The organism is Bacillus cereus group sp. BceL220, assembly GCF_051776965.1.
In the GTDB taxonomy this organism is placed as follows: Bacteria; Bacillota; Bacilli; order Bacillales; family Bacillaceae_G; genus Bacillus_A; species Bacillus_A cereus.
Genome location: NZ_JBPWBC010000007.1, coordinates 44,258 through 57,098 on the forward strand (window position 1 = coordinate 44,258; position 12,841 = coordinate 57,098).

The following is a 12,841-nucleotide window of genomic DNA, read 5'->3' on the forward strand; positions in this document are numbered from 1 at the left end:
TTCTGAAAATATATCTTACAAATACTAATGAATGTCTTCTTTATCATTTAAGATTTAATATATATTTCGAATACGATGTATCAATTCATTATATTCTAATATATTCCAAATGGGTATTCCACTCACTTTTACATCTATAAAAATCCCAAAAGTAATTTAACCTTGTTAAAATAACTCATAAAAAAAGCATCCTAATTAATAGAATAGGATGCTTTTTCGTAATCATAGTGTTATAGAAGATTTGTATACTTATGCTACGCTGCGATACTCTTCTTCTTGTTCTTTTTTCTGTTTAGGTGCTTGAATTAAAATTGCGATAATGAATGACACGACACATAATACACCGATCACCATGAACGTTGGTTTGAATCCACCTAGAAGTGCACCGATAAAGGAACCTGCAAGCGCCCCAAACCCAAATCCTTGATACACAATTCCGTAGTTCTTACTATGGTTTTTCATACCGAAGAAATCACCAACAATAGCTGGGAAAATAGTGATATTTCCACCAAAGCAAAACGCTACACTTGCTACACATACGAAGTAAATACCATAATTTAAATCTACAAAACTTAGAACTAAGACTGAACTCGCCATAACAACAAAAGTACCAGTAACGATTTTTAAACGTCCAATTTTATCCGATAACGGTCCTAAAATGATACGACCTAATGTATTGAAGATTGCAACCATAGCCACCGCATTAGCTGCTGTTGCTGCGCTAAGTCCTACAAGTTGAACACCAATGTCTTTTACCATACCAATTAAGTATAAGCCACTCATACATGATGTAAATAACATGATAAATAATAAGTATACTTGTTTTGTGCCTAACATTTCTTTCGTTGTGTATTCCTTAGTTTTTGTTTCATGAACTGCTCCTTGATCTGCAGCTTGATGGATTAAACAAGCACCAATTACAATCATAGCTGTAACAATTAAACCCCAGTATATAAATGCTTGCGATACACCAACTGATTCAATCAACTGTGCGTTAACGTATTTAAAGATTAAGCTACCTGAACCATATGCAGAGACAGAAATACCAGCAATTAAACCTTTACGCTCTGGAAACCACTTTATTAAATTTGATAGTGAAGTGATATATGCTGTACCATCTGCATAACCTACAACAACTCCTGCTAGTACATAAAGCAATATTAATGAGGACGCTTGTGAGCTAAGAATTAATCCTAGTCCTAATGCTAATCCAGCTATCATAATAAGTTTACGAAGTCCCCATTTTTCTTGCAATTTACTCGCAAATAAAGTTGAAAATGCTAAAGAAAGACTAGTAATTGAGAAAGTTATCGCAACAGCGTTAAGACTCCAACCGTATTTACTAACTAAAGGCTGATTGAATAAACTCCATGTATATATCGTCCCAAGCCCCATTTGTACTATGAATGTACCAAGGACAACAAACCATGGATTAACAGTTGATTTTTTCATACCTTTCCGCCTCCTCTTTCTATTTCAATGCTATTCGCTAAATTTACTTTTTTTATGTTCATTTTGGTCACCTCTTTTGATTTGACACCTTCATTGTATAAGATGTTTTTGTTTATGTAAGCACTTACAATATAGAGCGTCAAAAACATAGAATCAGTTACAAAAAACGAAGGATGAAATACAAAAACTACTTATTAAATACGTAACAGTTATTTAATAAGTAGTTTTTGTATAAGCTCGATTTACATTTGTTTTTGAACCCTTTTTTAAAAAGTGAAACTTTAATCAACCCTCTCCAATCGGGTTTTTATGGGCAGCAGGCCCCCCACCTAACTGCTTTGTTTCCACTGAATTTTGAGGTGAGGGTCTTACTACCCAGCAAATAGCGGGATAAACTTAAATAAAATATAACTTTTAACATAGGAGTACTTTATACTCTTCTATTAGAGAACAAATTTTTTTCCAATAAATAAAACTAAATATTCACTAATATATCTATCCGTGGTTTAATATATATAATAAAAAATATTTCTATCTTTAATGAGGAGGTACTATGAAAGCAAACGTAGGGGATACTATACTTTTTCAACGAAATAATTTAAAGATTACAGGATCTGTATTAAAACTTTATACTGAATCGGTCTTAGTTGAAATTACAAATGTAAGCGGTGGTACTTTTGAATTTGATCGAACAATTGTAAATCATAAAAACTATAAAGTTTTAAATACAAATACATAAAACAACACAAAATAGCCCCTGCTCAACAGCAGGGGCTATTTTATATAAAAATATTTCACTAGTTTATATACCCTAAAACATTAACAATCTTACTCGCTTTTAAATTGTTAATATGATAATAAATTTCTAAACCTCTTCTCTCTGCTCGTAACACTTTACCCTTCATTTTTGATAAATGTTGTGAAACAGTAGATTGCGGAATATTCAGTAACTCTGTTAATTGTGTTACATTACAAGTTTTTCTCGTACTTAATTCATTTACAATTTGCAGTCGGATTGGATGCGCCATAATTTTTAAAATATCTACATCTTCTTCTGAAACTAAAGTTTTTCTCATTTCACTCGTATATGTTGTCATAAGACATTCCCCTTTTATATGAATTCCATATTCATAAGATCTATTTCCAAATTTTTTAAAACCCTCGATTAAAACTTTCATATAGAAATAAAAGGATTTTAAATTTTTGAAAACAGAACTTACATTCACTTTATTTATTTATTTATTTGGTACATATACATAATACAATGTTAATATGTGCTCTATGTGAAGTTCGCATAAATTTGTGATGAAGATTTATTTAGGCGCTCCCATCCTACTCATCTAATTACCCACTGCATAAAATCATCAGTTATTTTAACACATTTTAGGCGTTTGTATATACTATTTATAAAACAACTTTTATAAAGGGGAATTCATATGCCTACAGCGTTACAAGAAGAAGTCGAAGAAGCACGGGAAACATATGTCAGTCGTATCATTTTAGTTGGAGGATCCGCTTTATTTTTAGTTGGCGGGGTTATCTCAGCAATTTCAGCCTTTAAAACTTATAATCGTTTGGAGAATACGCCGCCTTCTACAGATAATTCATAGATATTTTATAAAATAAAACGTCGCCTCCAATATGAAGAGACGACGTTTTATGATTCATACATATGACACTAAAAGTATCGGTAGATTCCCTACTCCATTTTCTAAGCTTACTTCACCACAAACCTAGTCTGACTACACCCATCCTTCTGCTTCGTTACTTCTAATACAGCTGGCATTGCGTTTTTCAGCTCTTGAACGTGTGAAATGACACCGATAAATCGACCTGATTTTTGTAAGTCAATTAAGGCATCTACTGCTTTCGTTAATGATTCTTCATCTAATGAACCGAACCCTTCATCGATGAACATCGTTTCGATAGAAATACCACCTTCATATGCTTGAATGACATCTGCCATTCCTAGCGCTAAGCAAAGTGATGCGTTAAATTTCTCTCCGCCGGATAATGTTTTTACATCGCGCGTTTGGCCAGTGTATGCATCGTACACATCTAAGCCTAATCCACTTTGACGGTTTCTTTTTTCAACTCGTTCACTTCGTTTTAAATAAAATTGTCCATTTGATAATTTACGTAGTCGTTCGTTTGCGATTTGAACGATTTGTTCTAAATACTCAATTAAAATGTAACGTTCAAATGATATACGACTTTCGTTATCACCTTTCATTACTTCATATAAATCAACAAGTTCTTGGAAGGCTTTTTCTTCCTCGTGAATTTGTTCGTCAATACGTCTAATGTTTTCATGTAAATCAGAAATATATGTTACCGCATTTTGCGCACGTTGACGTTTTTCTTTAATTATATCGAGATTAATTTCTAGTTCTTTTATGTGTTCACCTAAAGATGTAATATCCATATACTCTTTATCTTTTAATTCTGAGTTTAGCTCTTCAATTTGTTTTGCAAGCACTTCAAGAGATGAATAATAACCTTGAATTTCTTTCTGTAACATCTCCATCTCGGCATCGCTTAATTTGGCTTCTTTATACGTGAATTGATCTGTAAATCCGCTTTGTTCTAGCTCTTTCATAAAGCGTGCGAAAGTCTCTTCTTTCTTCAATTTTACACTTTCAAATTGATTAGAAGCACCTTTCTGTTCTGCTTGAATACGTATATTTTCATTTTGCCAATGTTGATACGCTTCCTGCACTTTCTTCCATTCGTCCTCCATTAACCTAAGTTCGTGCATAGCTTGGTCAAACTGTGCTTTCCAAGCTTGTACTGTTTGCAAGTTTTCTGGAATATTTCGTTTATCATGTTCATATGACGTACGAAGTTGCATGCACTCCATTTCTGTACGGTGCTGCATTGTTTCTACTTCCCGTTTTTGTTTCTGAAGTTCTTCTATTTTTTCTTCTACGCTTTTCATGTTCGCAGCAATCTGCTTACGTGTTTCTTCACTTGCTTTTAACGTATTAACGTCTGCTGCTAATAGTTTTCCTTTTTGAACAAGTGCACTATATGTTTCAACTAATTTTTCGGAGTTATAGCCACGCTTCACAACTTCTTCTATCACTTGTTCATATTGTAGTCGATAAAAATTCCATTTCTCCTCTACTTGCACATGTAATTTTTCAGCAATGTTCTTCTTATCTCTTAAATCGTTTAACTCTTTTTCATCGATCGCATTACTTTGCTCTGTAGCTTTTTGCGGATGATTCGTACTACCACATACCGGACAAGATGCACCGTCATGTAAATGAAGAGCTAATATACCAGCTTGTTCACTTAACCAGCGGCGCTCCATGTTTTCATATGCACGAACTGCCACGTGCATTTTATTATTTGCCACTTCTTTTTCTTGCTCGAATTTTTGTTTTTCTTGCCAAACATCATATGCTTGCTTTAAAACTTTTGCATCTTCTCGCATATTCGTTAGTTCTTCTACTTTAGCTACATATTGCTCAAGTGCTTGTTCTAATTGATGCAATTCATCAGACATTCTCTGTTTTTGGCTTGTATGCTCTTCTAGTTGTTGATCCAACTTTTGCATACTTTCTTTTAATTTCCCTATTTGAATTTCGGCATTTTGTAAATTCAGCTTTCTCTCAGCTAATGATTCAATGATTGCTTGTAACTCTTCTAATCTTTGAACAAGTTTTTTAGCCTCTTCTCGTTCAGCTTCTTTATTCTTTACTACTTCATACTTCTCCTGAGCAAGTTCAAAGCTGTTTATTATCTGTTCTTGTTTGACGATTATCTGTTTTAACAAACTTTCAGCTTTCTGCTCATTTTGCATCGCTTCTTCATACCATTGTTCAAATGGTAATAAGCGCTTTGCTTGTTCCGCACGTTTAAAGGATTTTTCTTTCCTTTCAATTGCTGCACGGTTCTCTTGTAAAGTGTTATATTTCTCATTCTTTTGTTGTAAATCTATAAATTTCTCATTTACAGATTTTGCTGCATGAAAACGTGTTTCTGCATCCTTTAATTGCTTCGTTTGAACATCTTGTTCTACTTGTAATTGCTCAACCTCTGCCTTATACACTGTTGTTTCTTGTTCTAACGCTTCTACTACTTGATGCGTATTTACATGTTCTTGTGCCGCTAATGTCTCTAATAATGCTCCATCACGGATTGGTAATTTAAAAACATTACGGAAATAGAGCTCTCTCTCTTTTTGTTTTTCTTGTAAAACATCTTTCCATTGTTTTCTCTTTTGATCAAGTAACTCACGCATTAATTTATAACGATCCGTTTTAAAAATACGACGTAAAATCTCTTCTTTGTTTTCCGTCTCAGATGTTAATAGTTTTCGGAATTCACCTTGTGGTAACATAACAATTTGACTAAATTGATGTTTACTTAACCCAATTAAATCTTCCACTTTTTTGTTTACGTCTGTTACATGAAAACGATCGACGGCTGGAACGTTTTCTCCATCAATAACTTCATATAATTCTACTGCATGTCCTGTAATGGTCTTATTCCCTTGTTTTTTATGTCCAAGTTGTCTTTTTATTTCATAGCGTTTCCCTTTTAATTGAAAGGTTAATTCTACACTTGTATAAACATCATCATCAGCAAATTGACTTCGAAGCATGCTCGTATCACTACGTTCCTCTCCACTAGCCTCACCATATAACACATAACAAATCGCATCAAAAATCGTTGTTTTTCCAGCTCCCGTATTCCCAGAAATAGCGAAAATACGATGTTCTCCAAGATCTTCAAAATCGATTACTTCTTTCTGTTTATATGGCCCGAATGCTGTCATAATAAGCTGAATCGGTCTCATCCTCGTTCACCTTCCCGTTCTTGCACTGTTTGTAATACATCTATAAACAGACGTTCTTTCTCTTCTGATAAATCTAACCCTTTCATTTCTTTATAGAAAGCCTTTAAAAGAGATAAATCATCCGTTTTATGTCTTGAAACAGTTACTTCATTTGTATCTGTGAGTTCTCGCCTTTGCATCGCTCTTTCAACGTGCATTGCATTTGGATATACAGATCGTATTTTCTCCATTGGCTGTAAGACAGGGTTTTCATCTAATAATTTTACAAATACGTAATCTTCACTTACTGGGTGCTGTAATAATTCATCTATTTTCGCTTCTACTGTTCGCATTTTACGACGTGGTGAAAGTAACCTTTTTTCAATTGCTACTTCACCAGTTTCATTCAGTTCTACAATGTAATAACCTTTTTTATGTTTCTCTTCAGAAATTGAATAGGCAAGTGGTGAACCTGAATATCTAATGGTCTCATTACGTACGAAATGCGCTTGATGTAAATGTCCAAGCGCTGTGTAATGAAACTTATCAAAATAATGACTATTTACATATTCAGCACCACCAATTGAAAGTGGTCGTTCTGCATCACTTGTATTCTCCTCCGCTTCTCCTGAAGAAGTTACAAATGCATGTCCAACAAATACATGTCTAGCTTCTTTATCCATTGTTTCAGAGAGCTCATTCATAAAAATGCGCATCGCATCATCATGAGAACGTACGTCTTCATTTTTCAACACGTGTCTAACTATGCTTGGGTCTGCATACGGTATTAGATGGAAGTGTACCTCTCCATATTCATCATTTAGTACAACAGGTTCATACGGGAATTGAAATTGGCCTGCAATATGTAATCCCTGTTTTTTCATTAAACTACTCCCAAAATGGATACGATCCGGACTATCATGATTACCAGCTACTGCAATAACTGGTGTTTGTAAATCAATAACTATTTTTTGCAGCACATCATTTAATAAGTCTACTGCTTCTGTAGGTGGAATTGCTCGGTCATATAAATCCCCTGCAATAATTACAGCATCTGGTTTTTCTTCTTCAACAGCCTGTACAAACTGATCTAATACAATCTTTTGGTCTTCAGTCATATACACGCCATGAACAAGCTTACCTAAATGCCAATCCGCTGTATGAAATAACTTCATATTTTTCTACTCCTTTTAATTTACTGATTTTAGTGAAACGAGTTGATAGTTTATTGTAGTTTTTCCGTTCTCCCACTCTAGCTTCAATATCGTTGCACTTCCAATTCTTTCTTCATTTGATTTATATAAAGGCAATATTTCTTGAATTGTAAATAAGTGATAACCATCCAATATTAATTGAAATATATTTTCTTCAATATGTAATCTTACTTCTTTTTCATTTGAAATAATTTTTGTGTGCATCTCAAATTTCATGATAGATACAACCCCTTTTTATAATCTCTACATTTTAATAGTATAGTGGCTATGCAAGATTGACAAGTACATACACAGCAAAGTACACACTTTTCTATTGTTATATGTTTTATGTATTTTATATAAAATACGGTATGTGAAATTTTATATTTTCTCCAAAATAAAAATGCCTATTGTGACATCTTTATTTTTGTATAAAGTCTTTCATTACATAATATAAAACGGTAATTAAAACGATTGCGACGAAAAATGAGAACACTGCGACAATGTACCCATCTTTATTTAATAAAATACAGAATGAAATAGATATTATAAAAATCGGAAATACGAGACGTACTTTATCCTTCACTTCTTCTGTCGTATCTGTATGATGAAAATACTGCGTTATCCCTATCATTAAAGAAGACAAAATAATAACCGACAATAGTAAAGGTCCTGGCATTCCGATTTCTCCTTTCTCTATTTCTAATTCAGTGTAAAATTTTTTATTACAATTGTACGATTCATTTTTTCTTCAAACACTCTTTTTAGAATTGATAATGAACAATTCACACCTATATAATAGCGCTTTTATCATTATAACTTCAAATAATTACACTTACAGTAATGTTGTAATATTCCCCCTCAGTCTCTGAAATCCTGCAAAGATAACTCGTCAAAATATGCGGTGACCAAATTAATATTTACCGTCAACTTTTGACAAAATTTATAAAGGACATTTCAGTACATATCAAGAATTAAGAATAAGAAGATATGTAAGGGAGGATGCATTATGACTGAACACGTTTTATTTTCTGTTAGTGAAAACGGCGTTGCAACAATTACTTTAAACCGTCCAAAAGCACTTAATTCTTTATCTTATGACATGTTACAACCTATCGGACAAAAACTTAAAGAGTGGGAACACGATGAGCGTATTGCACTTATCGTGTTAAAAGGAGCTGGCACAAAAGGTTTTTGTGCAGGTGGCGACATTAAAACTCTTTATGAAGCGCGTTCCAATGAAGTGGCATTGCAACATGCAGAACGTTTTTTTGAAGAAGAGTATGAAATTGATACATATATTTATCAATATACAAAACCGATTATTGCTTGTTTAGATGGAATTGTAATGGGCGGTGGTGTCGGTCTTACAAATGGTGCGAAGTATCGCATTGTAACTGAACGTACGAAATGGGCAATGCCAGAGATGAATATCGGCTTCTTCCCAGACGTCGGAGCTGCATATTTCTTAAATAAAGCACCTGGATATACAGGACGCTTCGTTGCTTTAACAGCATCTATTTTAAAAGCTTCTGACGTATTATTTATTAATGCTGCTGATTACTTTATGACATCTGATTCATTACCAGAGTTTCTTACTGAACTTGAAAGTGTAAATTGGCATAAAGAAGATGATGTACATACTAATTTAAAAGAAGTTATTCGTACATTCGCAACTGCTCCAAACTTAGAAAGCGAGCTGACTCCTTCATTAGAAGTAATTAATTCACATTTTGCTTACGATACAATTGAAGAAATCATCCATTCATTGGAGAAAGATGAAAGCTCCTTTGCTCTAAAAATGAAAGAAACACTGTTATCAAAATCACCTATTTCACTAAAAGTAACATTAAAACAGTTTATTGATGGACAAGATAAATCCGTTGAAGAATGTTTCGCTACGGACCTTATACTTGCTAAAAACTTCATGAGACATGAAGATTTCTTCGAAGGAGTACGCTCCGTTGTCGTTGATAAAGATCAAAATCCGAATTATAAATATAAACAGTTAAGTGACGTTTCAGAAGAAGATGTGAATCGTTTCTTTAATTTACTTAATGCATAAAATGAAACTGTAATGAGTGGGTGTTTTGTTCATCCCCCACCTAACTTCTTTGCTTCAGCTAAATCTTGTGCGGTGGAAATCATACTACTCGCAAATAGCGGGATAAAATCGAGGCTATATAGTAGTGAAATTACAGCTACTATATAGCCTTTTTTATTTAATAATTTTTAATAAAATTTAATTTTATTAAATCCATTTTTGTGCTACACTGATTTTAATCAAATATTCTAAAAATAAAAAGGAGGGGCAGCTATGATAGAAAATTATCTTCTTTTCATCATTATGTCTATTTGCCTTATCATTTTACCTGGTCCAGATACAGCAATGGCTACGAAAAACACATTGGTTGCTGGTAAAGTCGGTGGAGTGAAAACAGTGTTTGGTACATGTATTGCACTATTAATTCATACTTTAGCTGCTGTAATTGGTCTTTCTGCACTTATTGTAAAGTCAGCTCTTTTATTTTCTATTTTCAAGTACGTTGGGGCTCTCTATTTAATATATATCGGTATTAAAGCCCTTTTAGCAGTAAGAAACAAAGAAAACTTAGATACAAATGATCTATCTTTGAATAATGAAAACGAACATACTTCTTGCTTTCGCCAAGGATTTCTTACAAATTTATTAAATCCTAAAGTTGCAGTCTTCTTTTTAACTTTTTTACCGCAATTTTTAAATCCAAATCATAATACATTTATTCAACTTCTTGTAATGGGCCTTACTTACCTCGTTTTAACAGTCATTTGGTTTGCATTTTATATATTTTTAATTGATAAAATTAGTGCTTTTATGAAAAAACCAAAGACGCAACGTTATATTCAAGGGCTAACAGGAGTCGTCCTAATTGGATTTGGTATTAAACTAGCTTTTGAAAAAAATAATTAACAAAATGAAAACCACCACCACTATTAATAGTGGTGGTGGTTTTCATTTAATAGCTGATTTGGCTGTTTACTCTATATTAAAACCAGCGCTCAGTTACAACTTTTTTACGTGTATAGAATTGAACGCCATCTGTACCATTTGTACCTAAATCACCAAAGAATGAAGCTTTATTTCCTGCAAATGCGAAGAATGCCATTGGTGCTGGAACGTTTACATTTACACCGATCATACCAGCATCGATGTTATCACGGAATGTTTGTGCATGTTTACCATTTGACGTATAAATAACCGCACCGTTTGCAAATTTAGATTGATTTGTTAGTTTAATACCTTCTTCTAAATCTTTAACACGTACAATGCTTAATACTGGAGCAAAAATTTCATCTTGCCAAATTTTCATTTCTTGATTCACGCCATCAAAGATTGTCGCACCTACAAAGTAACCTTCTCCAACTTCTTCATTAATTTTACGGCCATCTACTAATAAAGTTGCCCCATCTGCTACACCGCTATTAATATAGCCTAAAACGCGCTCTTTATGAGATTCACGGATTAATGGTCCAACATAGTTATCTTCGTTAAAGCCATCGCCTACTTTTAATTTTTTCGTTTCTGCTACTAATACATCAATGAATTCATCAGCAATTTCATCCACTACTGCTACTACTGAGCATGCCATACAGCGCTCTCCACTACTTGCAAATGCAGATCCAATTACACCTTGTACTGTTTTCTCAAGATTGCAATCTGGCATTACAATCGCATGGTTTTTCGCACCTGCTAACGCTTGTACACGTTTTCCGTGTTTTGTACCTGTTTCATATACGTAACGAGCTACCGGCTCAGAGCCAACGAACGAAACAGCTTGAATATCTTTATTTTCTAAAATGCTATTTACAACATCTTTTCCGCCTTGTACTAAATTTAATACGCCTTTTGGGAAACCTGCTTCATAGAATAATTCTACAAGTCGCTCCGCTAAAAGTGGCGTTCTTTCCGATGTTTTTAATACGAATGTATTACCGCAAGCAATTGCAAGTGGGAACATCCATAATGGAATCATCATTGGGAAGTTGAACGGTGTAATACCAGCAACAACTCCGATTGGGTAGCGCCAAATTGATCCATCAATTCCGCTAGCAATATTCGGAAGCGCTTGTCCCATCATTAAATTTGGCGTAGATGTTGCAAGTTCTACCGCTTCAATACCACGCTGTACTTCACCTGTTGCATCCGTTAGCGTCTTACCATTTTCTAGCGTAATGATTTTTGCAAGCTCATCTTTGTTTTCTTGTAATAGCTGTAAATATTTATATAAATTTCTTGAACGATTCGGAACTGGTACTTTAGACCATGTTTCGAATGCTGCTTTTGCCGCTTCAACAGCTTTTTCAACATCCTCTTTTGGAGATAGTGGAACGTAAGCGATAATTTTTCCAGTCGCTGGATTTGGAACTGCTTCTACTTCCGTACCTGTCGATTCAACCCACTCACCGTTAATGTGATTTCTCACTCGTTTAATTTCAGTTGTAATCATTGTATTCTCTCCTTTGTATAATTTATTTTTGATTAGAAATTAATTGCTCGCTAACTTTCTTATATAAAGCAGCCATATCGTTTTCACCATATCCAGCTTGACTCGCTTCGTCATATACATTTAATAACATTTCGCTTACCGGTAAATGGAGTTCGCTTTCCTTAGCTAAGTCAACTGCAAACCCTAAATCTTTCTTCAATAAGTTCACAGTAAATCCTGGCTCGTAGTTTTCAGGTGCTATAAAACTTTTAAAATTACGTTCATAAATTCTGCTTTGACCGTAACTTACATTTAAAATATCAAACATTTTATCTAAATCCATATTGTTCTTTTTCGCTAATGTTAAAGCTTCACTTACACCAGCTGTATAAAAACCAATTAATAAGTTATTAATTAACTTAACAGTTGTACCACTATCAATCTGCTCACTAACATGGAAAATGTTCGCGCCTAGAACGCCCATGATAGATTCCGTTTTCTCATATACCTCTTTTGATCCACCAACCATAAACGTTAATGTACGATTTTCGGCTCCAATTACACCGCCGCTCACAGGTGCTGCTAAAAAGTTTACTTTCTTTTCCTTTGCAGCTTCCTCTAATTGTTTGTTTAACTGCGGCGATACCGTACTTGTATCAATGAAAACTACATTCGAGTGACCATTTTCAAATAATCCTTCTGCTCCAAAATATACCGCTTCAACAGCGCGAGGTGAAGGTAAACTTGTAAAAACTACATCACATGTTTCTGCTAGTTTTGAGATTGATAGACCGATAATTCCGCCTTCTTTTTCAAAGGACGCTTCTGCCTCTTTATTTAAGTCCACGCCATATACTGTGTAACCTGATTTAGCTAGATTTTTTGACATCGGAAGACCCATGTTACCTAAACCGATAAAACCAATCTTTTTCATATCGCTTTCC

The 12,841-nt window shown here is 34.1% G+C and carries 12 protein-coding genes; 4 read left to right on the top strand and 8 right to left on the bottom strand.

What is annotated here, in order from left to right; genetic code table 11:
• Positions 1-249: 249 nt before the first annotated feature.
• On the bottom strand, positions 250-1,452 hold the full coding sequence (locus ACS2FK_RS18800; RefSeq protein WP_063547179.1) for an L-lactate MFS transporter: 1,203 nt from the start codon (positions 1,450-1,452) through the stop codon (positions 250-252).
• Between the two features lie 553 nt (positions 1,453-2,005).
• Here ACS2FK_RS18800 and ACS2FK_RS18805 point away from each other — a divergent pair.
• The gene (locus ACS2FK_RS18805; RefSeq protein WP_000646793.1) at positions 2,006-2,191 is read left to right on the top strand and encodes a YkvS family protein; all 186 of its coding nucleotides are present in this window, start codon (positions 2,006-2,008) and stop codon (positions 2,189-2,191) included.
• Between the two features lie 58 nt (positions 2,192-2,249).
• Here the strand turns inward: ACS2FK_RS18805 and ACS2FK_RS18810 are convergent, their stop codons facing one another.
• Positions 2,250-2,549 carry an ArsR/SmtB family transcription factor gene (locus ACS2FK_RS18810; protein ID WP_000214801.1) on the bottom strand — a complete coding sequence of 100 codons (300 nt, stop codon included), beginning with the start codon at positions 2,547-2,549 and terminating at the stop codon, positions 2,250-2,252.
• Positions 2,550-2,888: 339 nt separating this feature from the next.
• On the opposite strand from ACS2FK_RS18810, the gene ACS2FK_RS18815 reads away from it, so the two are divergent.
• On the top strand, positions 2,889-3,062 hold the full coding sequence (locus tag ACS2FK_RS18815; protein ID WP_001141667.1) for a hypothetical protein: 174 nt from the start codon (positions 2,889-2,891) through the stop codon (positions 3,060-3,062).
• A 107-nt stretch (positions 3,063-3,169) separates the two neighbouring features.
• On the opposite strand, the gene ACS2FK_RS18820 is transcribed toward ACS2FK_RS18815, so the two are convergent.
• The 4 genes from ACS2FK_RS18820 to ACS2FK_RS18835 form a co-directional block, all read right to left on the bottom strand.
• On the bottom strand, positions 3,170-6,259 hold the full coding sequence (locus ACS2FK_RS18820; RefSeq protein WP_063547178.1) for an AAA family ATPase: 3,090 nt from the start codon (positions 6,257-6,259) through the stop codon (positions 3,170-3,172).
• Complete coding sequence (locus tag ACS2FK_RS18825; RefSeq protein WP_000765150.1) at positions 6,256-7,413, bottom strand: exonuclease SbcCD subunit D; 1,158 nt, start codon at positions 7,411-7,413, stop codon at positions 6,256-6,258. The genes ACS2FK_RS18820 and ACS2FK_RS18825 overlap by 4 nt, the downstream gene beginning before the upstream one ends.
• Before the next feature lie 15 nt (positions 7,414-7,428).
• Positions 7,429-7,668 carry a DUF2584 family protein gene (locus ACS2FK_RS18830; RefSeq protein WP_000667344.1) on the bottom strand — a complete coding sequence of 80 codons (240 nt, stop codon included), beginning with the start codon at positions 7,666-7,668 and terminating at the stop codon, positions 7,429-7,431.
• A gap of 184 nt (positions 7,669-7,852) precedes the next feature.
• Positions 7,853-8,110 (bottom strand): hypothetical protein, encoded by a 258-nt coding sequence (locus ACS2FK_RS18835; RefSeq protein WP_001119409.1) that lies wholly within the window; start codon positions 8,108-8,110, stop codon positions 7,853-7,855.
• Positions 8,111-8,440: 330 nt separating this feature from the next.
• Here ACS2FK_RS18835 and ACS2FK_RS18840 point away from each other — a divergent pair, with 330 nt between their 5' ends.
• Both ACS2FK_RS18840 and ACS2FK_RS18845 read left to right on the top strand, forming a co-directional pair.
• Entirely contained in the window at positions 8,441-9,496 is a 1,056-nt protein-coding gene (locus tag ACS2FK_RS18840) for an enoyl-CoA hydratase/isomerase family protein (protein ID WP_063547177.1), read from the top strand.
• 252 nt (positions 9,497-9,748) lie between these two features.
• A complete protein-coding gene (locus ACS2FK_RS18845; protein ID WP_000572360.1) occupies positions 9,749-10,381 on the top strand; it encodes a LysE family translocator in 633 nt (210 codons plus the stop codon).
• A 76-nt stretch (positions 10,382-10,457) separates the two neighbouring features.
• Here the strand turns inward: ACS2FK_RS18845 and ACS2FK_RS18850 are convergent, their stop codons facing one another.
• Entirely contained in the window at positions 10,458-11,918 is a 1,461-nt protein-coding gene (locus ACS2FK_RS18850; protein WP_063547176.1) for a CoA-acylating methylmalonate-semialdehyde dehydrogenase, read from the bottom strand.
• A 22-nt stretch (positions 11,919-11,940) separates the two neighbouring features.
• On the bottom strand, positions 11,941-12,831 hold the full coding sequence (locus ACS2FK_RS18855; RefSeq protein ID WP_000719400.1) for an NAD(P)-dependent oxidoreductase: 891 nt from the start codon (positions 12,829-12,831) through the stop codon (positions 11,941-11,943).
• Positions 12,832-12,841 lie beyond the last annotated feature (10 nt).

Excerpts from the sequence above, each read along its gene's own strand:
- ACS2FK_RS18800 (WP_063547179.1), bottom strand. The coding sequence starts at position 1,452 with ATGAAAAAATCAACTGTTAATCCATGGTTTGTTGTCCTTGGTACATTC.
- ACS2FK_RS18805 (WP_000646793.1), top strand. The coding sequence starts at position 2,006 with ATGAAAGCAAACGTAGGGGATACTATACTTTTTCAACGAAATAATTTA.
- ACS2FK_RS18810 (WP_000214801.1), bottom strand. The coding sequence starts at position 2,549 with ATGACAACATATACGAGTGAAATGAGAAAAACTTTAGTTTCAGAAGAA.
- ACS2FK_RS18815 (WP_001141667.1), top strand. The coding sequence starts at position 2,889 with ATGCCTACAGCGTTACAAGAAGAAGTCGAAGAAGCACGGGAAACATAT.
- ACS2FK_RS18820 (WP_063547178.1), bottom strand. The coding sequence starts at position 6,259 with ATGAGACCGATTCAGCTTATTATGACAGCATTCGGGCCATATAAACAG.
- ACS2FK_RS18825 (WP_000765150.1), bottom strand. The coding sequence starts at position 7,413 with ATGAAGTTATTTCATACAGCGGATTGGCATTTAGGTAAGCTTGTTCAT.
- ACS2FK_RS18830 (WP_000667344.1), bottom strand. The coding sequence starts at position 7,668 with ATGAAATTTGAGATGCACACAAAAATTATTTCAAATGAAAAAGAAGTA.
- ACS2FK_RS18835 (WP_001119409.1), bottom strand. The coding sequence starts at position 8,110 with ATGCCAGGACCTTTACTATTGTCGGTTATTATTTTGTCTTCTTTAATG.
- ACS2FK_RS18840 (WP_063547177.1), top strand. The coding sequence starts at position 8,441 with ATGACTGAACACGTTTTATTTTCTGTTAGTGAAAACGGCGTTGCAACA.
- ACS2FK_RS18845 (WP_000572360.1), top strand. The coding sequence starts at position 9,749 with ATGATAGAAAATTATCTTCTTTTCATCATTATGTCTATTTGCCTTATC.
- ACS2FK_RS18850 (WP_063547176.1), bottom strand. The coding sequence starts at position 11,918 with ATGATTACAACTGAAATTAAACGAGTGAGAAATCACATTAACGGTGAG.
- ACS2FK_RS18855 (WP_000719400.1), bottom strand. The coding sequence starts at position 12,831 with ATGAAAAAGATTGGTTTTATCGGTTTAGGTAACATGGGTCTTCCGATG.